Genomic DNA, 26,434 nt, shown 5'->3' with positions numbered 1-26,434 from the left:
AGGGCAACGCGCTTACTTGCGGGTGCCGTCGAGCCAGTTCGGGCCCTTGTTGGTGAGGAAGAACACATAGACCACCAACGATACCGCGATCGTGGCAGTCACGTAGAGGGCGAACCAATCGACGTGGCCGGTCTTCAGCGCGCCCTGGTACAGCAGCGGGGCGGTGCCGCCGAACAGCGAGTTGGCCAGCGCATAGCCCAGGCCCACGCCCAGTGCACGCACATGGGTGGGGAACAGTTCGGCCTTTACCACCGCGTTGATGGAGGTGTAGCCGGTGAGGATGACGAAGGCCAGCGCCAGGGTCAGGAAGGCCAGGGTGGCGTCATGCTGGTGCGGCAGCTGGGTGATCAGGTACCAGCTGTACAGCACGCCGCCGACGCCGAAGAACACCAGCAGGGTCTTGCGGCCAATGATGTCCGACAGCCAGCCACCGACCGGCTGCAGCACCATCAGGAAGGCCAGCACGCCCAGGTTGATCAGGGTGCCGGTCATCGGATCGTTGCCAGCGAAGGCGCTCTGGATCATCTTCGGGCCGTTCACCGAGTAGGTGTAGAAGGCCACGGTGCCGCCGGCGGTGATCAGGAAGCACAGCAGCAGCGGTCGCCACTGGTGCACGAACAGCTCGTACATCGAACCGGACTTCTGCGCCTTGCCCTCGCGCGCGGCCTCGATGGACGACTCCGACAGCGACTCGTCCATGCCACGGCGCAGCCAGAACACCACCACCGCGGCGATGCCGCCGATGCCGAAGGCGATGCGCCAGCCCCACTCGGAGATTTCCGGCTTGCCCCAGAAGGTCAGCATCAGCAGCAGGGTCAGCTGGGCCAGCACGTGGCCGCCAACCAGGGTGACGTAGTGGAAGGACGACAGGAAGCCGCGGCGGCCGGGAATGGCGGCTTCGGACATGTAGGTGGCGCTGGCGCCGTACTCGCCACCGGTGGCGAAGCCCTGCAGCAGCCGTGCGAACAGCAGGATGACCGCGGCCCAGATGCCGATGCTGGCGGCGGTGGGGGTGATGGCGATCAGGAACGAGCACAGCGCCATCAACGTGACCGAGACGGTCAGCGCCAGGCGGCGGCCATGGCGGTCGGCGAAGCGGCCGAAGAACCAGGCGCCGATCGGGCGCATCAGGAAGGTCGCGGCGAAGATCGCCCACACGTACATCGTGGAGTTCTTGTCGTCGGGCGAGAAGAACTGCGATTCGAAGTACACGGCGAACACCGAGTACACGTAGACGTCGTACCACTCCACCAGGTTGCCGGCGGAGCCTTTGAGGGTGTTGGAGATCGACCGCCGCAGGGCGGCGCGGTCGTTCGCGGGGACAGCAGGTTGGGGCGTGGTGCTCATCTGGGTGGGAATCCTCGATGCGGCGCGTCCGTGCGCAGGGAAAACGGCGCCCGGCCTTGGGGCGGCGCGGCCGGGCAGCCCTCTTGGTACTGCATCGACCGTCAACACGGGGTAGCAGACCAGAGCAGGGTGCATGGATGGATGACAGCGTGCCACCGCATGGGGTCCCGGACCATACTCAAAACGTCCTAGAATCCGCCTTCCCCCGGCTCCCTGGTGTGTCATGTCGGCTCCCCCCTCTTCGTCTGCGGCTGCCCCCCGGGGTGGCCTTGTCGCGCTGGCACTGCTGCTGGTCTACGTGGTCTGGGGCTCGACCTACCTGGGCATCGCCAAGGCCCTGCACGGCGGCGCACTGCCGCTCACGATGGTCTCCGGCAGCCGCTTCATCATTGCCGGCGGCCTGATGTTCCTGGCGCTGCGCCTGTTCTGGAAGCTGCCGAACCCGACCCTGCGGCAATGGCGCAACCTGGTCATCATGGGCGTGACCATGCTGGTGCTGGGCAACGGCATGGTGGTGCTGGCCGAGCGTGAGGTGTCCTCGGGCCTGGCCGCCACCGCGGTGGCCTCGGTGCCGCTGTGGATGGCGCTGTTCTCGGCGCTGCGCGGGCAGCATGCCAGCCGCGGTGAGTGGCTGGGCATCGCCATCGGCTTCCTCGGTGTGGTCTGGCTCAATGCCGGCAGCAGCCTGACCGCCTCGCCGACCGGGCTGGTGCTGCTGCTGATCGCGCCGATCGGCTGGGCCTTCGGTTCGGTGTGGGCACGCGGGCTGGACCTGCCGGGCCCGTTCATGACCGCGGCCGGGCAGATGATCTGCGGTGGCGTGCTGCTGGTGCTGATCGGCCTGGCGGTCGGCGAGCGCCCGAGCACGCTGCCCGATACCGGTGGCCTGCTGGCGATGGCGTACCTGTGCGTGTTCGGCTCCATCGTCGCGTTCACTGCCTACGTGTGGCTGCTGCAGAACGTGCGTCCGGCGCTGGCCGGCAGCTATGCGTACGTCAACCCGGTGATCGCGGTGCTGCTCGGCGCGCTGCTCAACGGTGAACGCTTCGGCTGGCGCGACCTGCTGGCGATGGCGGTGATTCTCCTGGGTGTGGTGGTACTGACGATGGCAAGGACGCGAAAGAGATGAGCATGGACGAGAAAGAACAACGCCGGGGCCTGCTGGTCACCGCGTCCACCTTCGTGATCTGGGGCCTGGTGCCGGTGTACTGGCACCTGCTCAACGAGGTGCCTTCGTTCCAGATCATCGCCCACCGCATCATCTGGAGCACCGTGCTGGTGCTGGGCTGGCTGCTGATCAGCTCGCGCCTGGGCTGGTGGCAGAAGATCGCCGCGCAGCCGCGCGCGCTGCCGATCCTGCTGGTGTCGAGCCTGACCATCGCCTTCAACTGGGGCCTGTACATCTGGGCGGTCAACGCCGGTCATGTCATCGAGACCAGCCTGGGCTACTTCATCAACCCGCTGGTGAACGTGCTGCTGGGCGTGCTGGTGCTGAAGGAACGCCTGCGCCGCCTGCAATGGGTGGCGGTGGCGATGGCGGCGGTGGGCGTGGCCTGGCTGACCATCGACGCCGGCACACCGCCGTGGATCGCGCTCGGCCTGGCTTGTTCGTTCGGCCTGTATGGGCTGTTGCGCAAGCTGGTCTCGGTCGACCCGGTGGCCGGCCTGGGCGTGGAAAGCATGTACCTGTTCCTGCCGGCGCTGGCCTTCGCGATCTGGGCGGAAAACGGCCATGGCGGTGCGTTCTTCCATGGCTGGGGCTGGCGCAACGACCTGCTGCTGATCTTCGGTGGCGCAGTCACCGCCGTACCGCTGATCGGCTTTGCCTACGGCGTGAAGCGCATTCCGCTGTCGCTGGTCGGCATCCTGCAGTACATCGCACCGAGCCTGCAGCTGCTGCTGGGCGTGTTCTTCTTCCACGAAGCGTTCGATACCGCCAAGGCGATCGGTTTTGCCGCGATCTGGGCCGGCCTGATCCTGTTCGTCGGCGACAACATCCGCACGATGCGCGCCAAGCGCTAGCGCCGGCGGGGCTGCGGGGTCGGATCCCTCCGCAACGCGGAGGGCTCTGACCCTGTTCTATCCGTCGCGTGGGGTCAGAGCCCTTCGCAGGGCGAAGGGATCCGACCCGCTTCCACCCAAAAAAGAACGGCGCCCCGAGGGGCGCCGTTCTGCTTCCATCCACGGCCAGGAGAGAGGGATGGCCGTGGCGGGAACGCGGTTGCAGGCTTAGAAGCGCTGCTGGTACTTCATGTACATGAAGCGGCCGATGTCGAAGCCACCGTAGTAGGTGAAGCTGCTGTTCGGCTGGCTGTACATGATCGGACCCTGGTGGTTGAACACGTTGTTCACGCCCAGCGACACGGTGCCATCCCACGGCAGGCTGTAACGCACCTGCAGGTCGTGGAAGGTGTTGGAGCCCACCTTGTTGGTCGGCGACGCGCTGGTGTACGACGAGTTGAAGCCCGGCATGTTGCACTCATCCATGTACGAGCACTTCTCCTTCATGCTGGAGTAGTAGCGCGCGGTCCAGCCGATGCCGAGGTCGCCGTACTGCCAATCCAGGTTGAAGGTGGAGCGCACGCGGAAGTCGCCGGCCCAACCGGTACGCTGTTCCACCGGGGTGGTGGCGGCGCTGTCGTTGCGCTGCTCCAGGTAGTCGGTGTAGGTGGTGTTCCAGTTGACGGCGAACTTGCCGAACGCGGTTTCCGGCAGGCGGTAGCGCACGTTGATGTCATAGCCGGCGGTTTCGCGGTAGCCCGCGTTGACCAGCGAGCGGTCCAGCGAGTTGACCTGGCCGTTGCTGCCACGGGTGAAGCGGCCGCAGGCGGCATCCGAACCCTGCACGTAGCACTGTTCCAGGATGTTGGTGGCCGACTCACCGACGATGGCGTTGTCGATGCGGATCTTCCACCAGTCCAGGCTGACGTCCAGGCCCTGCACGAAGTCCGGGCTGTAGACCAGGCCGACGGTCCAGGTCTTGGCGGTTTCCGGCTTCAGGCCCGGGTTGGAGCCCGAGCTGAAATCGGTGGTGGCCTGCTGGCCGGGCTTGGTGGCCACGCTGCCATCGCTGTTGAGCTGGCGGAAGTTGGCCGGCACCTTCAGCGCCTGGCAGCGGGCAGCGACGGTCGGGCTGGTGGCGGCGGTACCGAAGGAGGTATCGCACGGATCGGTGAACGAGTCGCGGCTGCTGACGGTGCCGCCGTACAGGTCATCCACGGTCGGCGCACGGAAGCCGGTGCCGTAGGTGGCGCGCACCAGCAGGCTGTCGATCGGCTTCCACTTCAGGCCGAACTTGCTGTTGGTGGTCGAACCGAAGTTGTTGTAGTCCGAGTAGCGGCCGGCCATGTCCAGCGACAGTTCGCGGGCGAACGGCAGGTCGGCCAGCAGCGGCACCTGCAGCTCCAGGTAGACCTCGTTGAGCGAGTAGTTGCCGCGGGTCGGCTGGCCGCTGGTGCCGGCGATCTCGCCCTTCTGCACCATCGTGTCCGGAGTGTAGCTGGCTTCTTCGCTGCGGTGCTCGAAGCCCATCGCGGCCAGGATGTCGCCGGCCGGCAGGGTGAACAGCGAGCCGGAGATGTTGCCGCTGGCGACCTTGGTGGTGCTCTGCATCTTGTCGACGAAGCGGGTGAACAGGTAGTCCTGCACGTCCTGGTTGCTCAGCGAGCCGGGTCCGGTGTAACCCATCGGGGCGGCCGGGTTCCACGGCACGCAGCCGGCGATCACCGCGCCCGGCGCACCGCAGCGGGCCACGTTGCCGTCCATGAAGGACGGGCCGACGGCCAGGTTGACGTGCGGCTGGTACATGCTGCCGGTACCGATGCGCTCGCCTTCGTTGCGGTTGTACATGTAGTTGACGTTCCAGTCCCAGTACCGCGAACCGGTTTCGAAGCTGCCTTCCAGACCAATGCTGGCGCGCTTGGTTTCCAGGTTGTTCTCGGTGCCGCGCGGCAGTTCCTCGGTACGGTGCGCGAACAGCGCATCCTGGCCCCACAGGTTGAACGCGCTGTCCTTGGACAGGGCGGCACGGCTGCCATTGCGGGCCTGCGCGGCGCTGACCGAGTACGGGTAACCGGCCAGGTGCTTGGTCGACTCGCGCTTGCTGTACAACGCGTCGGCGACGATGCGCAGGTTGTCGGTGATCGAGAAGCCACCGTTGGCGAACACCGAGGTGCGTTCCAGGCCTGTCAGCAGGCTCATGTTCGACTTGGTGTTGGCACCATCAGCCGGGTCCGGCGCATGGAAGTTGCCGGCCTTGCCCGGGTCGCCGCCCGGGCCCACCGTCAGGTTCTTGCCACCGACGGTGACGTAGCCCCACGGGGTGTTGCCATTGAGGCCATCGTTGGGGTGGCGCGGGCCGTTGGTGTAACGGCTGAACTCGCGGTCCTTGCCCAGCACCTCATCTTCCTTGGTGCGCTCGGCGCCCACGCTGAACCAGCCGCGCTCGAAGGTCTTGCCGAAGGTCGCGCTGTAGGCGCGCTTCTGGCCGTCACCCTGGCCGTACTGGCCGACATAGACGCTGGCTTCGCTACCATCGAAATTCTTGCGGGTGATGATGTTGACCACGCCGGCGATGGCATCGGAGCCGTACAGCGCGGAGGCGCCGTCGGTCAGCACTTCCACGCGCTCGACGATGGACGACGGGATCGAGGCCAGGTCGGAGTAACCGCCGGCGCTGACGCCCATGCGGCGGCCGTCGATCAGCACCAGGCTGCGTTCCGGGCCCAGGTTGCGCAGGCTGACGTACATGCCGCCGAAGTCGCGCGAGGAGGTCAGCGACGAGGCGCGGCTCATGCTCGGCGCACCGGCGGCAGGAATGTCCTGCAGGATGTCAGCGACGTTGACGTAGCCCTTCTTCTCGATCTCGGCGCGGTTGAGCGCGACCACCGGCTGTGCGGTTTCGACACTGGCCTGGCGGATGCGCGAGCCGGTGATTTCGATGCGGTCGAGGTTGGTCGGGGTATCGCTGGTGCTCTGTGCGAAGGCGGGGGTGGTGCAGCTGGCGGCCAGCGCGATGACGATCGCGTTGCGCAGCGGATTGGTTTTCAGGGACATCCGTGAAATCTCGTGTTTCGGTAAAAACAAGCGCCCGTTCTATGGGCGCGTGGGGTGCTGCAAACCAACGTGGGGGGCGCGATTCTAGAATGTTTCCATTCGTAACTGTTTGTCTCGGCGCTGCTGGAAGTGCGCGAAAATGAATCGCAACCAACAATCCACAGATGCGCTGTGCGCAGCGTCACGCGCGCTGCGTTTGCGATGGGCAGAGGCATCGATAGCGGCACGAAGCTGGCACGCTTGAGTGGTTGCGACAACGCGTCGCAGTACGCGCTTGTATGCAGGCGCGCAGGCGTTGTGATGCACCTGCCCGCATGAAATGCTCTTCGCCTTGTCATCGAAGGCAGGAGACGAAGGAATGATCCAGCTTGAAGAAGCACGCCGTCGCGTGGAGGCTGCACTTGCCAGCGACGATGAGCCGGTTGCCATCACGCATGAGCACGAAGTGGTCGAAGGCTGGCTGTTCTGCTTCCAGTCGCTGCGCTACCTGCAATCCGGCGAAATCTCGGATGCACTGGCCGGCAATGGGCCGATCTTCGTCGACCGGCACACAGGCGAGCAGCACGCGCTGGGCACGGCGTATCCGCCCGAGGAGGTCCTTCGCCAGCATCTGGCCGCGCGCGGCCCCGCCGTCTGATGCTGCGGCGGCGGATTTCTGAGTTCGGCAACGTGAAAGGGACGGAGCCTTCGCTCCGTCCCCTTGCGTGATGCGCAGTCCACCGCTGCGCGATGCTCAGGTTTCGCGCAGCGCCGTGGTGATCGGCAGACGTGCCGCGCGCAGTGCCGGGAACAGGCCGCCGACCAGGCCGATGCCCAGTGCCCATTTCAGGCCGGTCCACAGCAGTTCCGGCGACACATGGAACTTGAACACCACTGCGCTGAAGTTGCTGCCGATGGTGGACACGCTGTAGCCGTTGAACAGCAGCCACGCCACCGCACAGCCGAGCAGGCCACCGAGCAGCGCCAGCAGCATCGTCTCCAGCATCACTGCCGTCACCACCGGCAGGCCGCGGAAGCCGATCGCACGCATGGTGGCGATTTCGCGGGCGCGCGTGGCGACGGCCGCATACATGGTGTTGAGCGCGCCAAACACCGCACCGACCGCCATGATCGTGCCGATCACCTTGCCAAGGATGTCGATCAACTTGGTCAGCCCGCCGCCCTGCTTGCTGTAGTACACGCGGGTGGTTTCCACGTCCAGTTTCAGGCGCGGGTCGGCGGCGACGGCGGCCTTGAACTGATCGAAGCCTGCCTTGCCCTCGGTGCGCACGCTGATCGACTGCCAGGCGCTGCGCTGGTAGGTGGTGGCCAGCGTATCGGCGTCGGTCCACAGTTCCGAATCATGCGCATCGCCGGTGGCGAACACACCCACTACGGTCCAGGTCTGGTTGCCCAGGGTCAGTGTCCTGCCCACCTCCATGTCGCGGAACTGGCCCTTGGCGCCCTGGCCGACCACGATCTCGCGCAGGCCAGTGGCGAACTTGCGCCCCTCGACGATCCTGACCTTGTCATGCACCGCCCATGCCTGCGGGCCCACGCCGCGGAACTGCGCGTTGACGTCGGTGCCATCGGACTTCGACACCAGGTTGACCACCTGCGACAGCTCCGGCGACAGCAGCGGCCGGCCCTGCGCATCGCGGCTGATGCCGGGCAGGGTGGACAGCATCGGTACCTGCTCGCGGGTGATCACTGAGTTGGTCTCGGCCTGCGAGCCACCGCGCAGCACGATGGCAGTGGTGTCATCGCCGGTGTTGTTGAGCGTGGCCTGGAAGCCTTCGCCCATCGCCAGCATTGCCACCAGCACGCCGACCACGCCGGCGATGCCGACCACGATCACCGAGGACGCGCCCCAGCGCTGCGGCAGGCTGGCCACGCCGATACGGGTGGCGGCCAGCGCCAGTCGCCCCCCGCGGGTCAGCAGAAGCCACAGGGCCACCAGCACGGTCACGGCCAGCACGCCGGTCCACGGCAGGCTGATCCACAGCACCAGGCCGACCGCCAGCAGCAGCACCGTCACGCCGTTGCCCAGCCACTTCTTGAGTTTGCTCTTGAACATGTCTGTGTTCTCCTCAGCGACCGGCCAGTGCGTCGACGATCTTCAGGCGCTTGGCACGCAGCGCCGGCAACAGGCCGACGATGATGCCGATCACCACGATCAGGCCCAGCCCCATCAGCCAGGTTGGCGTCGGCACGTGCGGCGGCAGCATGCCCATGCTCTTCGGGCCGATGGCCGGCAGGATCAGGGCGGCCAGGCCCATGCCGATCAGGCCGCCCAGGCCGATCAGCAGCACCGATTCCACCATCACCAGGGTCAGCACGGTGCTGTCCTTGAAGCCCAGCGTCTTCAGCGTGGCCAGCTCCGGCACGCGCTCGCGCACGGCCTGCGCCATGGTGTTGCCTGTCAACAGCAGCAGGGTGAAGAACACCGCGCCCATGATCGAGGTGACGATCATGCCGATATCCGCGAACTGCTTGACGAAGGCCTGCTGGAACGCCGATTCGGTCTGGGTCTTGGTCTCGTGGTCGGAGTTGGCCGAGATCGCGTCGATCGCCTGCGCCACCCGCGAAGAGTGGTCCGGGTTGTCCAGCGTTACCGTGTACCAGCTCACCTGGTTCTTGATGTAGTCGTTGGATTCATCGAAGTACTTCCAGTTCATCATCAACTGGCGTTCTTCGTTGGCGGCCAGCGCACGGTCCTTGGAACGGTAGATGCCCTTGAGCACCAGCGGCCAGTCGTTGCTGCCGCCACGCGGGAAGATCGTGGCCTGCAGCGGGATGGTGTCGCCGATCTTCCAGCCGAACTGCTTGGCCAGGGTTTCGCCGACGATGGCGCCGGTACGGGTCTGCTTCCAGTCTTCCAGCTGTGCCGGGTCGATCTGCAGCTCGCGGTAGACATCGAAGTAGTTGGGGGACACCGAGAAGTTCGGGAAGAAGTTCTTCGGGTCCTGGTAGATGCCGCCGAACCACATGCCATAGGCCACGTCGCGCACGCCGGCCACCTGCCGCACCTGGGCCTCCAGGCGGATCGGCAGCGACTGGGTGATCGACAGCCGCGATGCGACCACCAGGCGGTTGGCGCCTTCCACGCTGCCGCCGGAGGTGAATGCCACGCGCACCGAATCGAGCATGCCGAACAGCAGGAACGCGGCCACCACGGAGAGCAGGGTCAGCAACGTGCGGGTACGGCTGCGGAACAGCTGCGCCCACACCAACGAGAAGTATTTCATCGCCGTGGCCTCCGTCAGTGGGCCAGCGGCGCGTCGGCCAGCTCGCCCTTGTCCAGGTGCACCGTGTGCGTGGCGTACTCGGCGGCCTTCGGGTCATGGGTGACCATGATGATGGTCTTGCCATGCTCCCGGTTGAGCTGCTGCAGCAGGCCGAGGATCTCCTCGGCGGACTGGCGGTCGAGGTCGCCGGTCGGTTCGTCGCAGATCAGGAAGGTCGGGTCGGAGACGATCGCCCGGGCGATTGCCACGCGCTGCTGCTGGCCGCCGGACAGTTCATTCGGGCGGTGGCTGCGGCGGTCGGCCAGGCCGACCAGGGTCAGCGCGATCTCGGCGTTGCGGCGGCGCTGCGCCGCATTGAGGTGGGTCAGCAGCAGCGGCAGTTCCACGTTCTTCTGCGCGGTCAGCATCGGCATCAGGTTGTAGAACTGGAACACGAAGCCGACGTGGTGGCTGCGCCAGGTCGACAGCTGGCCGCCGCTCATCTGGTCGATGCGCTCGCCCTCGATGCTGATCTCGCCGCCGCTGGGGTTGTCCAGGCCGCCGATCAGGTTGAGCAGGGTGGTCTTGCCCGAGCCGGACGGGCCCATCAGCGCGACGAAGTCGCCGCTGGCGATGTCCAGGTCGATGCCGTGCAGCACCTGCACTTTCTCGGGGCCACGCTGGTAGGTCTTGGTGATGTTGCGCAGTGAAACCAGGGTCGACATGGGTGGTTCTCCACGGAAGGCGGGAAACGGGGAAGCGCCACGGCAGGGGCCGCAGGCGTGCGTCGAGCGGTGCTGCCGGCGGCGCCCGTGGGCGCCAGGCCGCTACTGCGCTTGTTTCTGTTGCACCTTGGCGCCATCGCGCAGGGTGTCCGGCGGGTTCAGCACCACCGATTCACCTGCGCTCACGCCCTTGAGGATCTGGCGGTCCTTGCCCATCGCCTGGCCGGCCTCGACCGTGCGCTGCTGCACGCGGCTTTCGTCACCCAGCACGAAGGCAACCGAGGCGCCCTCGCGCTGGACCACGGCGCCCGCCGGCACGCGCACGCCCTGCGGTTTGGCGGCCGCCTGCGGCTGCGCCTGCTCCAGGAAGCTGACGCGCACGCCCATCTCCGGCACGATGCGCGGGTCCTTCACCTTCAGCGCCACGCGCACCTTCACCGTGGCCTTGCCGCGGTCGGCGGTGGGGATGATGGCGATCACCTCGCCCGGAATCTTCCACTCCGGATAGGCGTTGAGCGTGGCTTCGACCGGCATCTTCGGCTGCACGCGGCCGATGAAGGCCTCGCCGACCTCGACTTCGATCTCCAGCGAGTCCATGTCGACGATGGTGCCGATGCCGGTACGGGTGAACCCACCGCCCGCCGACAGCGGCGAGACGATTTCGCCGGGCTGCGCGGCCTTGGCAGTGACCACGCCGGAGAACGGCGCGCGCACGATGTTGTTGTCCACGCCCAGATCGGCGATGGCCAGCTGGTCGTTGGCCACCTTGACGTTGCGCTGTGCGGTGTCCAGCTGTGCACGCAGGCTGTCACGCTGGGCCACCGCCTGGTCGTACTGCGAGCGCGACACCAGCTGCTGGCCGACCAGTGCCTGCAGGCGGCTGGCTTCAGCGGCCGCCTGCCTCTGCTGCGCTTCCAGCCCGGCCACCTGGCTGCGTGCGGCCTGCAGCTGCGAGGCATACAGGCTGCGCTGCGCGTCGGCATCGATCGGGTCCAGGGTGGCCATGATCTGGCCCTGTTCCACGCGCATGCCTTCCTCGATCATCACCTCGCGCACCTTGCCGGTGATCTTGGCCGATACCGTGGCCATGCGCCGGGCGACCACGTAGCCACTGGCATCGAGCACCGAACTGCTGGCGCTGCCCTGCTGGATGGCCACGGCGGGGGCGGTTTCCACGTCCACTGCCGGCGTACGCCCGAACAGGGCGAAGCCGACAGCGGCCAGCAACAACACGACCACGATGATCGCGATCCACAGCCAGCGGCGGCCACCGCCACTGCCGCCGGAGGCGGGCGGCGGCGATTTGCGGTCGATACGGAGTTCCTTCAACAGCTCGGCAGAAGCGTTCATTCGTTCCATCACAGGCGTTTGGGCGGGTGTGGCCGGAAGGGCGGACGGCGGCGGTTCCGGCGGTGGAGCGTGCGGCACAGCATGCAGGCAGGCACAGCGATGACGGCAGTGACAGCTGTCACCCGATGACACTGACGGCGGCAACTGCGAAACGTGACCACGGCGGCACAGGATGGCAACGTCCCCGCTACCGGTACCGCCCATGGATCCGATCACCCCGTCGCTGGCCCGCCACAGCCGCGCCGCCAAGCGTACCGTGATCCGCGCTCGGTTGCGCCGGTGCCGCCCGGCCGGTGGTGGCGCCTGCGCGCAGGCGGCTGAACTGGCATGATCGGCGGCGATCGTCCCCGCCTGGAACCGCCCGTGCCGTCGACATGGCTTGCCTCGCTGCTGCGCCCCGCGCCGGACTCGGCGGTGGCCGATACGCTGCGCCGGGGAAAATCGCCCTGGAGCGAGGCAGTCCACCTGCTGTGGTCGGTGTGGATCTTCCTGACGCCCTTGCTTGGCCACGGCTTCACCCTGCGCTGGCTGCTGCTGACGCTGGCCAGCTATCCGGTGTTCCTGCTGCTGTACGCCAAGGTGATGGTGGCGCCGCGCCATCACGCTCCGCGCTATGCGCTGGGCCTGATCGCGATGTCGCTGGTGCTGCTGCCCTGGTATCCGTCCGGGCTGACCTACTTCGTGTTCGGCTGCGTGCTGCTGCGGGTGAGCGGACGCGGTGGCTGGTGGCAGTATCTGCTGCAGCTCACTGGCCTGAACCTTCTGTTCTGCAGCCTCGCGCTGCTGTTCCAGTACCCGTGGCAGAGCCTGGTCTGGATCCCGGCCGTGTCCTACATCGTGGGGCTGGTCGTGAACGTGGAAGCGCTCAACCAGCAGAAGGATGCGGCACTGCAGCTGTCGCAGGACGAGGTGCGGCGGCTGGCGGCCACTGCCGAGCGCGAACGCATCGGCCGCGACCTGCATGACCTGCTCGGCCACACCCTGTCGCTGATCACATTGAAGCTGGAGCTGGCGCGCAAGCTGCACGACCGCGGCGACGCGCGCGCGCGGCTGGAGATCGGCGAGGCCGAGGCCATCGCCCGCGAAGCGCTGGCACAGGTGCGCAGCGCGGTTACCGGCATCCGCGCCAGCGACCTGGCCGGTGAGCTGGCATCGGCGCGGCTGCTGCTGGAATGCCAGCAGGTCCACCTTCAATACGCACCACCACCGGCGATGCCGGTGGATGTCGAACGCGGGCTGGCGCTGGTGCTGCGCGAGGCCGCAACCAATATCGTGCGCCATGCACAGGCGACACAGGCACGGGTGGAGTTCATGCTGGAGGGACGCATGCTGGCGATGCAGATCCGCGACGATGGCCGTGGCGGCGTGCAGGCCGAGGGCAACGGGCTGAGCGGCATGCGCGAACGCGTGGCCGCCCTGGGGGGCAGCCTGCAGGTACAGTCCGCAAAGGGCGAGGGCACGCGACTGACCGTGCGCGTGCCACTGGCTGCCGCGACCACACCGTTGCCGCCGGGAGCGCCGCCGTCGCTGGCACAGGACGGTGCCGCATGATCCGCATCCTGCTGGCCGAGGATCAGGCGATGGTGCGCGGTGCACTGTCGGCGTTGCTGGGCCTGGAGCCGGATATCGAGGTGCTGGGCAGCGCCGCCGATGGCGAAACCGCGTGGCGGATGCTGCAGCAGCTGCAACCGGACATCCTGGTCACCGACATCGAGATGCCCGGCCTGTCCGGGCTCGAGCTTGCCCAGCGCATCGCGCGCCACGAGCTGCCGATCAAGGTGGTGATCGTGACCACCTTCGCCCGCGCCGGTTTCCTGCGCCGCGCGCTGGAAGCCGGCGTGCTGGGCTACCTGCTGAAGGATGCACCGGCCGAGAACCTGGCCGATGCCCTGCGCAAGGTGAAACAGGGCATCCGTGCGATCGACCCGCAGCTGGCACTGGATGCGTGGTCGCAGGCCGATCCGCTGACCGACCGCGAGCGCCGCGTACTGCGGCTGGCGGGCGAGGGCCGCACCGCCAGCGAGATCGCCGAGCAGCTGGGGTTGTCGCACGGTACGGTGCGCAATTACCTGTCCGAGTGCATCGGCAAGCTGGGTGTGGCCAACCGGATCGAGGCGTACCGGCTGGCGCGGCAGAAGGGGTGGTTGTAGCGGATCATTTCCGCGCCTGCGGAGAGGTGTCACTTTCTTTGCTCGTGCAAAGAAAGTAACCAAAGAAACACGCCGCCAGAGCGCGAGCCGTCGCTACGCGACGGTTCCCTGCGCTTCTCGGCGAATCAGGGGACGGCGCCGAACTCGCTGCGCTCAGACACCGGCGCCTCTTCGCCCCTGATTCCCCTGCGATGCTCGGCTCGCTCAAGGCGGACCCAAGGTCAAGAACCACAGCTGCACGACGATATTTGGTAGCGCCGGGCCGTGTCCGACGAGTGAAGCGGCCGCTTTCGCCTTTGATCTTGAGTCCGCCTTCAAGCGAGCCGAGCACCGCAGGACCGGCGAGGGCGAAGAGGCGCGGGTGTCTGAGCGCAGCGAGTTCCCGCGCCGTCCCTCGACGGACCGAGGAGCGCAGGGCACCGGCGTGCGAAGCACGCCGGCTCGCGGCCGGCGGAGCGTTTCTTTGGTTACTTTCTTTGCGCGCAAAGAAAGTGACACCCCCCGCGGTCGCGGAAACAATCCGCCGGGAACGCCCGGCGAATCCTTTCAATCCTTCCCGCGCGCCATCGCCTGGAACACCCCGTCACGCCGCACCCACAGGTGGAACAGCGCCGCACCCACATGCATCAGCACCGTGGCAAACAACACATAGGCCAGCAGGCTGTGCGCATTGCGCAACGCGGCATACAGCGCCGGGGTATGCGGCACGATCGGCGGCAGGTGCAGGCCACCCCACAGCACGATCGGGTAACCGCCGGCCGACAGCATCGCCCAGCCGATCAGCGGCATCGCCAGCATCAGTGCGTACAGCATCCAGTGCGAGGCCTTGGCCGCCATCACCTGCCACACAGGAAGATCCGCCGGCAGCGGCGGTGGGCGATGACGCAGCCGGTTGTACAGGCGCAGCAACACCAGTACGCCGATAGTGATGCCCAATGGGCGGTGCAGGTCGATCAGCATCGGCCGCAAGTGCAGCGAGGCGACCATGGTCACGCCAATGAACAGCATGGCGATGATCATCAGCGCCATGGACCAGTGCAGCACCCGCGCCAGCAGGTTGAAGTGGCCGTTGCCGGTGCTCATCGTACGGCCTCCTTCCGTTGCTCGACGTTGCCGGTGGCGCGCTCGCGTTCGCGGCGGTTGAAGGACTGCGAATACACGGCCGAGCGGGCCGCCAGGATCGGATCGTCACTGCCACGCACGCCGCTGGGCAGGATCAGCGGATCGAAATTGATCTGCCCGCAGGCGCCCTGTTCCTGCGACTGCATGCGGTCCAGGCTGAGTACGCCGGCCACTACCTGGTCACGCGATTCGGGCCACGGTACCGACGGATCATCGATGGCATCGCCCGGCTCGGCGGTGGTCACGACCAGGTTCCAGCGCACCGGGCCGCTGGCCAGGCGCTGCTGCAGTTCCTGGCTGAGGAAATCGACGCTGGCCTGCTTGCGGGTTTCCGCATCCATCTCCACCACCGGCGCCTGCGGCTGCCAGCGCCAGCGCACCGCGCGCTTCTGGCCCTGCGCATTGGTGAACCAGAAGCTGTTGACGCTGTTGAAGGTGGTGTCGGCCCAGCTGCTGGTCCACGGCGCGGTCTTGGCCCACTGCTGGAAAGCCTGCGCACTGGGGTATTTGGCCAGCACCGCGGCCATCTTCTGCGGATCGGGCTTGCCGGTGGCCGGGTCGGGAATGGAGGCGCGGGTCTGCTCGTAGAACGCCTCTGCGCTGGGCACGGCGAAGAACGGGAAGCTGTTCATCGCCATGCGCCATTCCTGGCCATCATCGCTGACCATCTGCACCGCGAGGCTGCGCACGCGTGCGGTGTTGTCGGCGCCGTAGGGGTCGCCGCCGCCGATCGACAGGCGGCCCATCACTGGCACGCGGCGTTGCGAGAACACCCGTGCGCTGGACAGGGTGGGGGCCTGCGCGCTGGGTTCGAACCAGCCGCTCACGCAGATGCCCTTGCTGTGCGCGCGGCGGAAGCCCGGGTGGGCCGGGCCGGTGGCCTCGATGGTGTCGGTGAAGCGCTGCGCGGTCAGGCGGTTTCCAATCCAGCCGGCCAGCCAGGCGAAGGCCAGCGCGACCGCACCCAGAATGAGTGCGATCAGTGCGATCCAGAGCAGGGGTGAATGCTTGCGTGGCGCGCCCGGCGTCTGGCCAGCGCGGGTGTAGCGGAAGAGCGACATGGTCGGAGTCCTGCCTTCACGGAGCGTGTGGGTGGTCGACCCACACATCCTCGCAGAACCCGGCCGGGGCCGAAATTCAATTTTTCGTCAGATTTTCCGGGGACGGGGTGCCGACCAACGGTCGGCACCCACCCGATCAGCTGTAGCGCTGCTTCAGCATCGCCCACGCCGAGCGCAGCGCCAGCGCTTCGCCACCGGCCGGACGGCCCGGGCGCTCGCCGTCGTTCCAGGCATACACATCCAGGTGCGCCCAGCGCTGGCCGTCTTCCAGGAAGCGCTCCAGGTACAGCGCGGCGGTCACCGAGCCGGCCATGCGCGAACCGGCGTTGGCCAGGTCGGCGATGCCGCTGCTCAGGTAGCGCAGGTAGGGGCGCCACAGCGGCATGCGCCAGACCGGGTCGCGGGTCGCGTCACCGGCCTGCAGCCACTGCTGGGCCACCGTGTCGTCGTTGCTGAACAGTGCCGGCAGGTCCGGGCCCAGTGCGATGCGCGCGGCACCGGTGAGGGTGGCGAAGTCCAGCACCAGGTCCGGCTTCTGCTCACCGGCGAAGGTCAGCGCATCGCACAGGATCACGCGGCCTTCGGCATCGGTGTTGTCGATCTCCACGCTCAGGCCCTTGCGGGTGGCGATCACTTCGCCCGGGCGGAAGGCATCCGGACCGATCGCGTTTTCCACCGCCGGCACCAGCAGGGTCAGCCGCACCGGCAGCCCGCGCGCCATCACCAGGCCGGCCAGGGCCAGTGCGTGCGCGGCGCCGCCCATGTCCTTCTTCATGTTGCGCATGCCGTCGGCTGGCTTGATGTCCAGCCCGCCGGTATCGAAGCACACGCCCTTGCCCACCAGCACCAATGCCGGATCGGTTTCCCTGCCCCAGCGCAGCACGACCAGGCGCGGCGCACGATGCGAAGCGCGGCCCACGGCGTGGATGGCCGGGAAATTCTGCTTCAGCAGTTCGTCGCCGGTAATCGCCTCGACCTGCGCACCATGTGCATCGGCCAGCGCGCGCGCGGCGTCTTCCAGCTGCTGCGGGCCCATGTCTTCGGTCGGGGTGTTGACCCAGTCGCGCACGCGCAGGCTGGCGGCGATCAGGTCGGCCACTTCGCCGGTCGGCGAGGCCACCAGCTGCGCCGGTGCGCGATTGCGCTTGCGATAGCGGTCAAAGCGGTAGCTGCCCAGGCCCCAGCCCAGCTGCAGCAGCGCCAGTTCGGCGGCCGGCAGTTCATTGGCCAGCTGCCAGACGCTGCCTTCCGGCAGCGCGTGCGGCGCATGCGCATAGCTGTAGGCATCGGCACGATCACCCACGCCCATCACGGCACCGGCCAGGCCATCGGCGCCCGGCAGCAGTGCCACGCTGTGGGCGCCGGCGTTGAAGCCCTGCGATGCCAGCCACGCCTGCGTGGCAGCCGGCTGGCTGTCCTTCCAGGCGGCGAACTGCTCGCGGTCCAGCACGTACAACGGCAGCGCCGCAGCGGTGTCGGCGGTGAAACCAGTGATCTCGCTCATGCGTCAGGTACTCCGGGGTGCGGCGGCGTCGAGGTTGGCATCCAACCAGTCGGCCAGGCCGGTAAGGGTGTCGAACTGCAGGTCCGGCTGCAGCTGCGGATGGGTCCAGGTGGCTGCGTCGCGGTTGATCCAGCAGCCGCGCAGGCCGGCGGCAATCGCCCCGGCCACGTCCATGTCGGCATGGTCGCCGACGTGCAGCACCTGTGCCGGTGCCACACCCAGGCGGGTGCACGCGGCATGGAAGATGCTGGCTTCGGGCTTGGCCGCGCCGTGTTCGCGCGAACCCAGCTGGAAGGCGAAATGATGGGCCAGGCCGATCCGCTCCAGATCGGCATTGCCGTTGCTCAGCGCCGCCACCGGTACCCGTGCGGCAATGCGCGCCAGCGCGTCGATCGCATCGGGATAGCACTCCACCTGGTTGCGCGCGGCGTAGAACACTTCATACGCAGGCTCCAGCAGATCGAGGCTGGCACCGCTGGTGTGCAGTGCTTCGTGCAGGGTCAGCCGGCGCAGCGCACTCAGGTCGTGGTGGAGGTGCGGATGGGCGTGGTACAGCCGCTCGCGCAGTTCGCGCATCGCCTCCACCGGATACATCGCGGCGGTAGCGGGGCTGTGTTCGCACATCCAGGCGTGCAGGACCTGTTCGATGCGGGCGCCGATCGGAGCGAACGGCCACAGCGTGTCGTCAAGGTCGAGGGTGATGGCTTGGACGGGGAAATTCACCTCGCCATTCTACCCCTGCCCGCGCGGGCTTTCATGCGGCGCGGCGGGCGGGTGGGCACTGTGGCTGGGCCGGGTCAGCGCAGGTTGTACGAGCAGGCGATGGTGGTCTGGCCGTCGAACTGCTGCACGTCCAGGTTGTGCCGCCCAACTTCCTTCGTGTAGGTGCCTGCTACCGGGTCGGACAGCTTCGCCAGTGCCGCGACCTGTTCCACACTGGCCGAGCTGAAGTACGCGGTGAAACTGTCGATGCCATCCTCGCCGCTGTCGCCGTCATAGGACTGCAGCCGGTTCACGGGCTGGCCCAGCACCATCAAGGGCGTGGTCAGCCGGAACTCGCCGCTGGATTCGCCGTCCTGCGCCCTTGCCGGGGCCGGTGCCAGCATCCGGGCCATGGCGTCGAACTGCATGGGCGTGAGGTGCCGCTTGCAGGTAACCGCCTCAGCAAGCTGGGTGCGCGCCTGATCGGCAGTCGGCGGTGTCGCGGCGAACGCGGGAGCGGCAATGCAGGCCAAGGCAAGGCAACGCGTGGCGAGAGAGTTCATACGAGCGGATCCATCCGGGTAGGGCGCCATAGTCTGCCACTTCGTCCCTGTTTCTGGTTCCGCCACCTGCGTCCATCCGTTGTTGATGCCGTCACTCCAGCAGGCGTGCCCAGCCCTGCATGCCATCCAGGCGTGCCAGCACCAGCTTGATGCACACCAGCAGCGGCACTGCCAGCAGCAGCCCGATCATGCCCCAGGCCCAGCCGAACACCATCAGCGCCAGGATCAGCACCAGCGGCGACAGCTTCATGCGCCGGCCCAGCACGATCGGGGTCACCATCTGCCCTTCCAGGGTGTGCAGGCCCAGGTAGGCGGCGGCCGGCAGCAGGGCCTGCAGCGGGTCGCGGAACTCGACGAAGCCCATCAACAGCATCAATGCCACGCCGATCAGCGGGCCCACGTACGGGGCGAAGTTCAGTAGTGCAGCCACCGTGCCCCACAGCAGTGCTTCCTGCAGGCCGATGCCGAGCAGCATCAGCACGCCGGCGAACACCAGCCCGACCAGGGTGTTGATGACGCTGATGGTCAGCACGTAACGCGAGACCTCCCGTTCGATCGAACGCAGGATGTCGGTGGTGAACCGCTGCTGCTGGCGGTTCGGGAACAGGGCGATCGCTGCGCGCTGCAGGCTCTGCCCGTAGATCATGAAGAACAGGGTCAGCAGCACCACCGCCAGCACCGACGCGGCCAGGCGCGGTGCACGGGTCAGCATGCGGTATGGATCGTCCAGCTGGGTGCGGATCACCTGCACCTTGTGGTTGCTGTCACCGCCGGCCACGCGGGCGAAGTTTTCCGCCGCCTGGTTGGCCTGCTGCACCGGCTTGGTCAGGTCCTGCACCTGCCGGGCCACCTTGCGCAGCTGCTGCGGTGCTTCCTGCGCCCATTCCATCGCCGGACCGATCAACTGCACCGCCAGCGAACCGGTCACGCCCAGCCCGGCGCCGAGGATCAGCAGTGCGCCCAGCGCGCGCGGAATCCACAGCTTCTGCAGCAGGCGCAGGATCGGGTTGCCGACCAGTGCGAAGAACATCGCCAGCAGCACCGGCAGGATGATGTCCTGCGCGGCCCACAGCGTGTAGCCCACCGCCAGGGTGGCCAGGACCACCAGCGACATCGGCCCGCGTGGACGCGACGGGGGCGGCAGCGGCGCCTCCGCACCCTGCGGATCGGCTGGTGACGGGGACAGGAGGGACTCGCTCATCGACGCACCAACCGGGAAGGGGAGCGCATTATCCGCCGGCCGCGATCGGCGCGGCGGAGTGCCTGGATCAACGTTCGGACAGCTCGGTGGCGGCTTCGGCCGGGCGCGGTTCGCGCGGTTCCGGTTCGGGTTCCGGGCGGGGGGCAGGTGCCGGCCGTGCGTTGGCGGCGGAGGCCGCCGCCTGTGCCTGTTCGCTGGCATCGTCGGCTTCTTCGGCCGCGTCGTCGGCGGTCGCTGCAGCCTGTGCCGCCATCGCCGTGGCAAACGCCGCCTGGGCACTGGCGAACAGGTTCGAGACCGAACCGACCATCTGCAGCCAGCGCGCACCGTTGACCTTGCCGGGCACTTCCAGCTTGCCGGCGATGAAGCCACCGGCCAGGCCGACCACCACGATGCGCAACGGCGACCAGCCCTTTCGCCAGACGTCGCTGAGCGTGGACCAGTGGTCCTGGGTCTCGCCCAGGCGCACGGTCACCACCTGTTCGCAGCGTTTCACCCGCCGCTGCAGCGCGCCGAACTTCATGGCTTGCCCTCGGGCAGCTGCACGCCGGCATCGGGGTCGTCTTCGCTGGGCTCGTCGAACAGGCCCAGGCGTGACAGCTGGCGCCGGGTGGCATGCATGCCGGTGTGGTGGAAGAAGTAGGACACCCGCCAGATCGCGTAGCCGGTGACGGCCAGGCTCAGCAGCGAGGTGATCAGCAGCGCCTGCAGCCAGCTAAGGCCCCAGCTCTGCAGCAGGGCGATGAGGGTGGCCGCCATCAGCAGCCAGGCCGAGGCACCAAATACGATCGCCACGCCGGCCCAGGCCAGCGCACGGCCGAAGGCACTGCGGGCCAGGGCGAAGTCGGCCGAGGCCAGCCGGCGCAGCGAGCGCACGGTGTGCTTGGCCGAATCGGCAGCGGCACGACCGGCCGCGCCGACCTGGCGGATGCTCTCATCCAGCGGCGGGGTGGCCGCCGGATCAGGGGCTTGCGCGTTGTCTTCGCTCACGCCGCGGCTTACTTGTCGCTGCTGCCGCGGGCCAGCTTGGCGATGATCCAGCCGGCAGCGAAGGCGACGCCGAACGATGCCAGCGGACGCTCACGGATCAACTCGGCGGCGCTGTCGATCAGGTCCTTGCCCTTGTCCATCAACGCGTCAACCTGTTCCTTGGCAGCGGCACCACCGAATTCGGCGGCGGCCAGGCCAGACAGTGCGCTGTCGGACAGTTCGGCCTTGACGTTGGCCTTGCCAATGCGCAGCTCGTCGGTCGCGGCACCGGTTGCGCCCTTGATCGCACCGCCGGCGGCCGTGGCGGCCTGCTTCAGGTGGGAACCGGCTTCACCCAGGTGTTCCTTCAGGTTCTCGGTATTGGTGGGGCTCATCGAATCACTCCTGTTGCGATGGGGGAACGGGTGTCGGCGGTGCCGACCTGGACTGACAGCAATAGCATTGCCGGGGTATAGGGGGTGTTACGGCAGGGCGATCAGCGCATCACGAGCTGGCCCTGCTGCTGGCCATTGTTGCGCAGCACGCGCACCACCAGGGTCGGCGGGCGCTGCTGGAAGTTGGCGCGCCAGCTGGCCAGGTCGGCGAATTCACCCACGGTGGCGTCGGTGATGATGTCGCCCTGCTGCAGGCCGTTGCTGGCCGCGCGGCTGCCACGCTTGACCTCGCTGACCAGCACGCCGCCGACACCCGACTGTCGCAGCGACTCGGGCAGGTCGACGAAGGTGGCACCGGTCAACCGCGGGTCCAGGCTCTCGCCGGTGACCGCACGCGCCTGTTCCTTCAGCGTGGCCTTGATCTGCACGGGCTTGCCTTCGCGGCGTACATCCAGCGTCATCGGGCTGCCGACCGCAGCCAGGCCTTCCACGTTGTGCAGGGCTTCGGCGCTGTCCACGCGTTGGCCGTTGGCCGAGACCACCACGTCGCCCGGCTTCAACCCGGCCGCGGCGGCCGCCGAACCGGCCAGCACGCGGGTGATCAGCGCACCGCGCGTTTCGCCCAGGCCCAGCCCCTGCGCGATCTGCGCGGTCAGGTTCTGGCTCTCCACGCCCAGCGTGCCGCGTACCACCACGCCGTGCTTGACCAGCTGGTCGACCACGCTGCGCGCCAGGTTGGACGGAATCGCCAGGCCCAGGCCGATGTTGCCGGCCATGCTGCCCTGCGGGTTGAAGCTGGCGGTATTGATGCCGACCAGCTGGCCCTGCAGGTCGACCAGGGCGCCACCGGAATTGCCCGGGTTGATCGACGCATCGGTCTGGATGAAGTTCTGGTAGCCCAGGCCACGGATGCCGCTGCGGCCCACCGCCGAGACGATGCCCGAGGTGACCGTCTGGCTGAAGCCGAACGGGTTGCCGATGGCCACCACGAAGTCACCGACCCGCAGCTGGTCGCTGTTGCCGAGCTTGATGTCGGTCAGGTTCTGCGCCGGGATGCGGATCAGCGCGATGTCGGTATCGCGGTCCGAACCGAGGAACTCGGCCTTCACCGTGCGCCCGTCGGCCAGTGTCACCTGCACGTCATCGGCGTTGTCGATGACATGGTGGTTGGTCAGCACCAGGCCTTCCTTGGCGTCGATGATCACGCCCGAGCCCAGCGATTCGTTGATGCGCTCCTGCGGGATATCCGGGAACAGGCGGCGGAAGAACGGGTCGTTGAAGAACGGGTTGCGCACGCGCACCACCTGCTTGGTGTTGACGCTGACCACGGCCGGCATCGCCTTTTCCAGCATCGGCGCCAGCGAAGGCACCGCCTGTCCGGCCACCGCGGCCGGCAACGCGGCGGTGGTCGGCAGCACCGCTGGCAGCGGTGCTGCATCGGCACGGTTGTCCAGGTGGGCATTGATGCCGGTGGCAACGAAGCCACCGAAGGCGGCGGCGATTGCGAGCGTGAGCAGGGTGGGAAGCGGTCGCATGGTTGTCGGTTCGCTGGCGTGGGTGGGGGCGGTTCGGCCCTACGGTAAAACAAGCTGAATGAGTGTGTCGCGATCTGGATAAATGCGCCATGAAAACCGCAGGCCGCGAAAGGCGAGTGAGGAGGCTGACAGCATGGCTGTGGCGACACCGCACAGGCGACGCCTGCACCACCGAAGACGATCGCCGGGGGCGCCGACACAGACCGATACCTGCGCAGTTCCGCGCAACCGGGTGCCGCAATGCGCCACAGCACGCATCGGATGCCGCGTCCGTGCAACGGCACGCAACGGCCATCTTCGACCACGCGCTTGCTGTGGCGTAGTCCTTAAAAAAAGGCGTTTCCTGTGAACCCGCCGCTTCCGCGGCAGTGGTGGGCTACACCATGGCCGTCGCATCAGATGCGATTGCGGGCGCGTGCCCCGTTCCACGATCGTCAATGTCGGTATAGCATCGCCCCGTTTTGATACTTAAGGCCCCCAGGAGGGCAACATGAGCAACGGTAATGGTGTGTCGGTCGTGACCGACGCCGTCGAGAACGTCAAAGAAGCCGCCACCAACGTTGGCGAGACCATCGCCCACGCCGCCGAAGACGCCGTGAAGTCGGTCAAGAAGACCGTCAAGCGCGCCACCAAGGCGGCCGGTACCCGCGTTGCCAAGGCCAAGAAGGCCGTGGCCAAGGTCGAGAAGACCGTTGCCAAGAAGGCCGACAAGGCCGCCAAGTCGGTCGGCAAGACCGTTGCCAATGCCAAGAAGAAGCTGGAAGCGGCCAAGAAGAACGCCAAGGCCGAAGCCGCTGCCCTGAAGAAGGAAGTGGCCAAGAAGAAGGCCGCTGCAGGCAAGGCTGTGACCAAGAAGGCCGCTGCCGCCAAGAAGGCCACCAAGGCTGCCGGCAAGAAGGTCGCCACCGTGAAGAAGGCCGCCACCAAGAAGGCCGCCGTCGCGAAGAAGACCGTTGCCAAGAAGACCGCGGCCGCCAAGAAGGTGGTCGGCAAGAAGGTCGCCACCGCCAAGAAGGCTGTGGCCAAGAAGACCGTCGCCGCCAAGAAGGTCGCCGGCAAGAAGGCCGTGGCTGCGAAGAAGGTTGTCGGCAAGAAGGTTGCCGCCACCAAGAAGGTCGCCACCAAGAAGACCGCGGCCGCCAAGAAGGTTGTCGGCAAGAAGGCTGCCGTCGCCAAGAAGGCCGTCGGCAAGAAGACCGCCGCTGCCAAGAAGGTGGTCGGCAAGAAGACCGCCGTCGCCAAGAAGGCGGTGGGCAGGAAGGTTGCTGCCACCCGCAAGACGGTCGCCAAGAAGGCTGCGCCGCTGAAGAAGGTCGCCGCCAAGAAGGCTCCGGCCAAGAAGGCCGTGCGCAAGGTCGCCAAGCGCAAGTAATCGCGCCGTGACCGAAGGCCCTGCCACCCACCGGGTGGTAGGGCCTTTCGCGTTTCTGGGGCGCTACCTGGGGCAAGATGCAGGTTCTTCCCGCCGGAGCCCCGACCATGCGCGGTATCGACTTCAGTTCCTGGCAGGGCGTGCTGTCCACGTTGGCCGGCCTGGTCCTGATCACCCTGCTCGGCGTCGGCATCCGCCTGCTGGTGATGCAGACCCTGCAGCAGCGCCGCGAGCGCGAGAACCGGCAGATCAACGAACGGCTGCGCACGCTGATGGCCGCCTACAAGACCCTGGGCGGTTCGTTCACCGGCGAGCTGGGCGTGGATCCCAGCCATCGTCGCGACCTGCGCCAGCGCGAAGATGCCGACGGCATCGCCGAGCCGCGCTCGGACCGTGCGCGGCGCATCCGCGATGCGGTCGAGGCCGCGCTGTCGGACATCCTGCTGCTGGGCACCGACGAACAGGTGCGGCTGGCCACGCGTGCCGCCAACGAACTGGCACAGGGGCGGCCGGTGCATACCCACGAACTGGTGGTCTCGCTGCGCGACTTCGTGCGCGAAGCGCTGGATCTGGCCCCGATTCCGGCCGATCTGCAGATTCCACCGCAGGGGCCGACCCGGCCCGTTGCCAGTGGTGGCGGCAAGGGCCGTAACGACGGCGATGCCAAGGGCGGCCGTGCAGGCGGTGGCGGTGGAATGGGCGCCGGCATGGGCGGCATGGGCCTCGGTGCCGGCGCCGCACTGGGCGCCGGCCATGCTGCTGCCAGCGATGAAACGGACGCGCGCTGAGCACGTCCGCCGGGTTCAGCGCGTCAGCTCGTAGAGCGGCACGAAGCCGCCGTAGATCATCCGCGCGCCGTCGAACGGCATCGGATTCTTCGTTGGATCAAACCGCGGGTCCTCCATCATCTTCTTCATGCCGGCGTCGCGGGTCGGCTTGTCCGGCCATTCGATCCAGGAAAACACCACCGTCTCATCCGGCGTGGCTTTCACCGCGCCGAAGAAGTCGGTGGTCTTGCCGTGCGGCACGTCATCGCCCCAGCACTCGACCACGCGCAGCGCGCCGTACTCGATGAAAACGGGATCCCCTGTGCGTGCATGGGCGAGGAACTTCTCCTTGTTGGCGGTGGGCACCGCCAGGACGAAACCGTCGATGTAGCTCATTGCCTGCCTCCGGATGGACCGTGCCACATGCACGGCCTTCAGGTACACAACGAACCAGGGGATCGGGGATCGACAACGGTGGACGGTGAAGAAACCTGAAAAATGCACGCGCGCCGCGCGCGTATGCCAGACGCAGCCTGAATCAAGCCAAAAAATTCAGCAATGCGAAGACCGCTGTTTTCAGGGAGCGTTGTGGCGAATAACGGAGAATTTACATTCCCGATGCGATGGCGCCTTGGCGCTGCTGCACACCATAAGAAAGTAAAGGTGTACCCCCATGAAGAATTCGCTGATTGCTCTGGCCCTGGCCGCTGCCCTGCCGTTCACCGCTTCGGCTGCTGAGAACCTGTCCTACAACTACGCCGAAGCCGACTACGCCAAGACCGACGTTGAAGGCATCAAGGCCGACGGCTGGGGCGTGAAGGGTTCCTACGGCTTCCTGCCGAACTTCCACGCCTTCGGCGAATACAGCCGCCAGGAAATCGACCACACCAACCTGAAGGTTGACCAGTGGAAGGTCGGTGCCGGCTACAACGTTGAAATCGCTCCGAGCACCGACTTCGTTGCCCGCGTTGCCTACCAGAAGTTCGACCGCAAGCACGGTCTGGACTTCAACGGCTACAGCGCTGAAGCCGGTATCCGCACTGCCTTCGGCGCCCACGCCGAGGTCTACGGCATGGTCGGTTACGAAGACTACGCCAAGAAGCACGGCGTCAATCCGGATGGCCAGTGGTACGGCCGCCTGGGTGGTCAGGTCAAGCTGAACCAGAACTGGGGCCTGAACGGCGAGCTGAAGATGAACCGCCACGGCGACAAGGAATACACCGTCGGCCCGCGCTTCAGCTGGTAATTGCTGCCTCGGCGCGATTGCGCGCTGGAGACGCCCCAACAGGCCCGGCATTTGCCGGGCCTGTTGCGTTTGCGCCGTGGCAAACCGGAATGCTGTCTGACTGGCGGAATGCGCGGGCCAGCCATTGCAAGGAATTGGATTCCGCCGCTGCGGGCACCGACCTA

Annotated in this window: 26 protein-coding genes; 9 read left to right on the top strand and 17 right to left on the bottom strand. The window is 67.1% G+C overall.

Going from position 1 to position 26,434, the window contains the following annotated elements; genetic code table 11:
* Nucleotides 1-12: 12 nt before the first annotated feature.
* Complete coding sequence (locus AC5P53_RS17760; RefSeq protein ID WP_014645636.1) at nucleotides 13-1,347, bottom strand: MFS transporter; 1,335 nt, start codon at nucleotides 1,345-1,347, stop codon at nucleotides 13-15.
* Between the two features lie 223 nt (nucleotides 1,348-1,570).
* Between AC5P53_RS17760 and yedA the strand changes: the two genes are divergently transcribed.
* Together yedA and rarD are read left to right on the top strand one after the other, a co-directional pair.
* Nucleotides 1,571-2,476 carry a drug/metabolite exporter YedA gene (gene yedA, locus AC5P53_RS17755; protein WP_049404006.1) on the top strand — a complete coding sequence of 302 codons (906 nt, stop codon included), beginning with the start codon at nucleotides 1,571-1,573 and terminating at the stop codon, nucleotides 2,474-2,476.
* Nucleotides 2,473-3,369 carry an EamA family transporter RarD gene (gene rarD / locus AC5P53_RS17750; protein ID WP_014645638.1) on the top strand — a complete coding sequence of 299 codons (897 nt, stop codon included), beginning with the start codon at nucleotides 2,473-2,475 and terminating at the stop codon, nucleotides 3,367-3,369. Before yedA ends, rarD begins: the two co-directional genes overlap by 4 nt.
* 207 nt (nucleotides 3,370-3,576) lie before the next feature.
* Here the strand turns inward: rarD and AC5P53_RS17745 are convergent, their stop codons facing one another.
* Complete coding sequence (locus tag AC5P53_RS17745; RefSeq protein WP_241887748.1) at nucleotides 3,577-6,402, bottom strand: TonB-dependent receptor; 2,826 nt, start codon at nucleotides 6,400-6,402, stop codon at nucleotides 3,577-3,579.
* A 358-nt stretch (nucleotides 6,403-6,760) separates the two neighbouring features.
* Here AC5P53_RS17745 and AC5P53_RS17740 point away from each other — a divergent pair, with 358 nt between their 5' ends.
* Nucleotides 6,761-7,039 (top strand): YrhB domain-containing protein, encoded by a 279-nt coding sequence (locus tag AC5P53_RS17740; RefSeq protein ID WP_019661820.1) that lies wholly within the window; start codon nucleotides 6,761-6,763, stop codon nucleotides 7,037-7,039.
* Between the two features lie 96 nt (nucleotides 7,040-7,135).
* Here AC5P53_RS17740 and AC5P53_RS17735 read toward each other — a convergent pair whose 3' ends face one another.
* The 4 genes from AC5P53_RS17735 to AC5P53_RS17720 form a co-directional block, all read right to left on the bottom strand.
* Nucleotides 7,136-8,458 carry an ABC transporter permease gene (locus AC5P53_RS17735; RefSeq protein WP_032956233.1) on the bottom strand — a complete coding sequence of 441 codons (1,323 nt, stop codon included), beginning with the start codon at nucleotides 8,456-8,458 and terminating at the stop codon, nucleotides 7,136-7,138.
* A 13-nt stretch (nucleotides 8,459-8,471) separates the two neighbouring features.
* A complete protein-coding gene (locus AC5P53_RS17730; RefSeq protein ID WP_014035671.1) occupies nucleotides 8,472-9,629 on the bottom strand; it encodes an ABC transporter permease in 1,158 nt (385 codons plus the stop codon).
* Nucleotides 9,630-9,643: 14 nt separating this feature from the next.
* Nucleotides 9,644-10,333, bottom strand: coding sequence for an ABC transporter ATP-binding protein (locus AC5P53_RS17725; RefSeq protein WP_004137569.1), 690 nt, complete (start codon nucleotides 10,331-10,333; stop codon nucleotides 9,644-9,646).
* Between the two features lie 102 nt (nucleotides 10,334-10,435).
* Nucleotides 10,436-11,683 (bottom strand): efflux RND transporter periplasmic adaptor subunit, encoded by a 1,248-nt coding sequence (locus AC5P53_RS17720; protein WP_014645641.1) that lies wholly within the window; start codon nucleotides 11,681-11,683, stop codon nucleotides 10,436-10,438.
* Nucleotides 11,684-11,885: 202 nt separating this feature from the next.
* Between AC5P53_RS17720 and AC5P53_RS17715 the strand changes: the two genes are divergently transcribed.
* Genes AC5P53_RS17715 through AC5P53_RS17705 form a run of 3 tightly spaced genes read left to right on the top strand, consistent with a single transcriptional unit; the run spans nucleotide 11,886 to nucleotide 13,833 of the window.
* Nucleotides 11,886-12,014 (top strand): hypothetical protein, encoded by a 129-nt coding sequence (locus tag AC5P53_RS17715; RefSeq protein ID WP_257473236.1) that lies wholly within the window; start codon nucleotides 11,886-11,888, stop codon nucleotides 12,012-12,014.
* On the top strand, nucleotides 12,011-13,234 hold the full coding sequence (locus AC5P53_RS17710; protein ID WP_032956229.1) for a sensor histidine kinase: 1,224 nt from the start codon (nucleotides 12,011-12,013) through the stop codon (nucleotides 13,232-13,234). The genes AC5P53_RS17715 and AC5P53_RS17710 overlap by 4 nt, the downstream gene beginning before the upstream one ends.
* Nucleotides 13,231-13,833 (top strand): response regulator transcription factor, encoded by a 603-nt coding sequence (locus AC5P53_RS17705; protein ID WP_014645643.1) that lies wholly within the window; start codon nucleotides 13,231-13,233, stop codon nucleotides 13,831-13,833. Before AC5P53_RS17710 ends, AC5P53_RS17705 begins: the two co-directional genes overlap by 4 nt.
* Before the next feature lie 546 nt (nucleotides 13,834-14,379).
* Here the strand turns inward: AC5P53_RS17705 and AC5P53_RS17700 are convergent.
* The 10 genes from AC5P53_RS17700 to AC5P53_RS17655 all read right to left on the bottom strand — a co-directional run bounded on the left by AC5P53_RS17700 (nucleotide 14,380) and on the right by AC5P53_RS17655 (nucleotide 22,885).
* A complete protein-coding gene (locus AC5P53_RS17700) occupies nucleotides 14,380-14,916 on the bottom strand; it encodes a cytochrome b (protein ID WP_075076380.1) in 537 nt (178 codons plus the stop codon).
* Entirely contained in the window at nucleotides 14,913-16,016 is a 1,104-nt protein-coding gene (locus AC5P53_RS17695) for a catalase family peroxidase (RefSeq protein ID WP_075076379.1), read from the bottom strand. The genes AC5P53_RS17700 and AC5P53_RS17695 overlap by 4 nt, the downstream gene beginning before the upstream one ends.
* A 136-nt stretch (nucleotides 16,017-16,152) precedes the next feature.
* Nucleotides 16,153-17,520 carry a leucyl aminopeptidase family protein gene (locus tag AC5P53_RS17690; RefSeq protein ID WP_005411979.1) on the bottom strand — a complete coding sequence of 456 codons (1,368 nt, stop codon included), beginning with the start codon at nucleotides 17,518-17,520 and terminating at the stop codon, nucleotides 16,153-16,155.
* Between the two features lie 3 nt (nucleotides 17,521-17,523).
* Nucleotides 17,524-18,243, bottom strand: a complete 720-nt coding sequence (locus AC5P53_RS17685; protein ID WP_049441851.1) for an HAD family hydrolase — start codon at nucleotides 18,241-18,243, stop codon at nucleotides 17,524-17,526.
* Nucleotides 18,244-18,317: 74 nt separating this feature from the next.
* Nucleotides 18,318-18,785, bottom strand: a complete 468-nt coding sequence (locus tag AC5P53_RS17680) for a hypothetical protein (protein ID WP_227863879.1) — start codon at nucleotides 18,783-18,785, stop codon at nucleotides 18,318-18,320.
* A 91-nt stretch (nucleotides 18,786-18,876) separates the two neighbouring features.
* Nucleotides 18,877-19,986: an AI-2E family transporter gene (locus AC5P53_RS17675; protein ID WP_032961455.1), complete on the bottom strand. Its 1,110-nt coding sequence runs from the start codon at nucleotides 19,984-19,986 to the stop codon at nucleotides 18,877-18,879.
* Nucleotides 19,987-20,053: 67 nt separating this feature from the next.
* Complete coding sequence (locus tag AC5P53_RS17670) at nucleotides 20,054-20,509, bottom strand: hypothetical protein (protein ID WP_014645650.1); 456 nt, start codon at nucleotides 20,507-20,509, stop codon at nucleotides 20,054-20,056.
* Nucleotides 20,506-20,976 carry a phage holin family protein gene (locus AC5P53_RS17665; protein ID WP_014645651.1) on the bottom strand — a complete coding sequence of 157 codons (471 nt, stop codon included), beginning with the start codon at nucleotides 20,974-20,976 and terminating at the stop codon, nucleotides 20,506-20,508. The genes AC5P53_RS17670 and AC5P53_RS17665 overlap by 4 nt, the downstream gene beginning before the upstream one ends.
* Nucleotides 20,977-20,984: 8 nt before the next feature.
* Nucleotides 20,985-21,350, bottom strand: coding sequence for a hypothetical protein (locus tag AC5P53_RS17660; RefSeq protein WP_004153835.1), 366 nt, complete (start codon nucleotides 21,348-21,350; stop codon nucleotides 20,985-20,987).
* Nucleotides 21,351-21,451: 101 nt separating this feature from the next.
* The gene (locus AC5P53_RS17655) at nucleotides 21,452-22,885 is read right to left on the bottom strand and encodes a Do family serine endopeptidase (RefSeq protein ID WP_014645652.1); all 1,434 of its coding nucleotides are present in this window, start codon (nucleotides 22,883-22,885) and stop codon (nucleotides 21,452-21,454) included.
* A 490-nt stretch (nucleotides 22,886-23,375) separates the two neighbouring features.
* Here AC5P53_RS17655 and AC5P53_RS17650 point away from each other — a divergent pair, with 490 nt between their 5' ends.
* The gene (locus tag AC5P53_RS17650; RefSeq protein ID WP_241887745.1) at nucleotides 23,376-24,257 is read left to right on the top strand and encodes a histone; all 882 of its coding nucleotides are present in this window, start codon (nucleotides 23,376-23,378) and stop codon (nucleotides 24,255-24,257) included.
* Nucleotides 24,258-24,364: 107 nt separating this feature from the next.
* Entirely contained in the window at nucleotides 24,365-25,045 is a 681-nt protein-coding gene (locus tag AC5P53_RS17645) for a hypothetical protein (RefSeq protein ID WP_241887744.1), read from the top strand.
* Between the two features lie 15 nt (nucleotides 25,046-25,060).
* Here AC5P53_RS17645 and AC5P53_RS17640 read toward each other — a convergent pair whose 3' ends face one another.
* A complete protein-coding gene (locus AC5P53_RS17640; protein WP_014645655.1) occupies nucleotides 25,061-25,420 on the bottom strand; it encodes a DUF1428 domain-containing protein in 360 nt (119 codons plus the stop codon).
* Between the two features lie 277 nt (nucleotides 25,421-25,697).
* Here AC5P53_RS17640 and AC5P53_RS17635 point away from each other — a divergent pair, with 277 nt between their 5' ends.
* On the top strand, nucleotides 25,698-26,270 hold the full coding sequence (locus AC5P53_RS17635; RefSeq protein ID WP_014645657.1) for an OmpO family porin: 573 nt from the start codon (nucleotides 25,698-25,700) through the stop codon (nucleotides 26,268-26,270).
* Nucleotides 26,271-26,434: the final 164 nt, after the last annotated feature.

Source organism: Stenotrophomonas sp. YJH_SMC_82 (genome assembly GCF_059368875.1).
The sequence above is the reverse complement of the archived record's forward strand: the minus strand, read 5'-3'. Positions and strand labels throughout refer to the sequence as shown.

Excerpts from the sequence above, each read along its gene's own strand:
- AC5P53_RS17760 (WP_014645636.1), bottom strand. The coding sequence starts at position 1,347 with ATGAGCACCACGCCCCAACCTGCTGTCCCCGCGAACGACCGCGCCGCC.
- yedA (WP_049404006.1), top strand. The coding sequence starts at position 1,571 with ATGTCGGCTCCCCCCTCTTCGTCTGCGGCTGCCCCCCGGGGTGGCCTT.
- rarD (WP_014645638.1), top strand. The coding sequence starts at position 2,473 with ATGAGCATGGACGAGAAAGAACAACGCCGGGGCCTGCTGGTCACCGCG.
- AC5P53_RS17745 (WP_241887748.1), bottom strand. The coding sequence starts at position 6,402 with ATGTCCCTGAAAACCAATCCGCTGCGCAACGCGATCGTCATCGCGCTG.
- AC5P53_RS17740 (WP_019661820.1), top strand. The coding sequence starts at position 6,761 with ATGATCCAGCTTGAAGAAGCACGCCGTCGCGTGGAGGCTGCACTTGCC.
- AC5P53_RS17735 (WP_032956233.1), bottom strand. The coding sequence starts at position 8,458 with ATGTTCAAGAGCAAACTCAAGAAGTGGCTGGGCAACGGCGTGACGGTG.
- AC5P53_RS17730 (WP_014035671.1), bottom strand. The coding sequence starts at position 9,629 with ATGAAATACTTCTCGTTGGTGTGGGCGCAGCTGTTCCGCAGCCGTACC.
- AC5P53_RS17725 (WP_004137569.1), bottom strand. The coding sequence starts at position 10,333 with ATGTCGACCCTGGTTTCACTGCGCAACATCACCAAGACCTACCAGCGT.
- AC5P53_RS17720 (WP_014645641.1), bottom strand. The coding sequence starts at position 11,683 with ATGAACGCTTCTGCCGAGCTGTTGAAGGAACTCCGTATCGACCGCAAA.
- AC5P53_RS17715 (WP_257473236.1), top strand. The coding sequence starts at position 11,886 with ATGGATCCGATCACCCCGTCGCTGGCCCGCCACAGCCGCGCCGCCAAG.
- AC5P53_RS17710 (WP_032956229.1), top strand. The coding sequence starts at position 12,011 with ATGATCGGCGGCGATCGTCCCCGCCTGGAACCGCCCGTGCCGTCGACA.
- AC5P53_RS17705 (WP_014645643.1), top strand. The coding sequence starts at position 13,231 with ATGATCCGCATCCTGCTGGCCGAGGATCAGGCGATGGTGCGCGGTGCA.
- AC5P53_RS17700 (WP_075076380.1), bottom strand. The coding sequence starts at position 14,916 with ATGAGCACCGGCAACGGCCACTTCAACCTGCTGGCGCGGGTGCTGCAC.
- AC5P53_RS17695 (WP_075076379.1), bottom strand. The coding sequence starts at position 16,016 with ATGTCGCTCTTCCGCTACACCCGCGCTGGCCAGACGCCGGGCGCGCCA.
- AC5P53_RS17690 (WP_005411979.1), bottom strand. The coding sequence starts at position 17,520 with ATGAGCGAGATCACTGGTTTCACCGCCGACACCGCTGCGGCGCTGCCG.
- AC5P53_RS17680 (WP_227863879.1), bottom strand. The coding sequence starts at position 18,785 with ATGAACTCTCTCGCCACGCGTTGCCTTGCCTTGGCCTGCATTGCCGCT.
- AC5P53_RS17675 (WP_032961455.1), bottom strand. The coding sequence starts at position 19,986 with ATGAGCGAGTCCCTCCTGTCCCCGTCACCAGCCGATCCGCAGGGTGCG.
- AC5P53_RS17670 (WP_014645650.1), bottom strand. The coding sequence starts at position 20,509 with ATGAAGTTCGGCGCGCTGCAGCGGCGGGTGAAACGCTGCGAACAGGTG.
- AC5P53_RS17660 (WP_004153835.1), bottom strand. The coding sequence starts at position 21,350 with ATGAGCCCCACCAATACCGAGAACCTGAAGGAACACCTGGGTGAAGCC.
- AC5P53_RS17655 (WP_014645652.1), bottom strand. The coding sequence starts at position 22,885 with ATGCGACCGCTTCCCACCCTGCTCACGCTCGCAATCGCCGCCGCCTTC.
- AC5P53_RS17650 (WP_241887745.1), top strand. The coding sequence starts at position 23,376 with ATGAGCAACGGTAATGGTGTGTCGGTCGTGACCGACGCCGTCGAGAAC.
- AC5P53_RS17645 (WP_241887744.1), top strand. The coding sequence starts at position 24,365 with ATGCGCGGTATCGACTTCAGTTCCTGGCAGGGCGTGCTGTCCACGTTG.
- AC5P53_RS17640 (WP_014645655.1), bottom strand. The coding sequence starts at position 25,420 with ATGAGCTACATCGACGGTTTCGTCCTGGCGGTGCCCACCGCCAACAAG.
- AC5P53_RS17635 (WP_014645657.1), top strand. The coding sequence starts at position 25,698 with ATGAAGAATTCGCTGATTGCTCTGGCCCTGGCCGCTGCCCTGCCGTTC.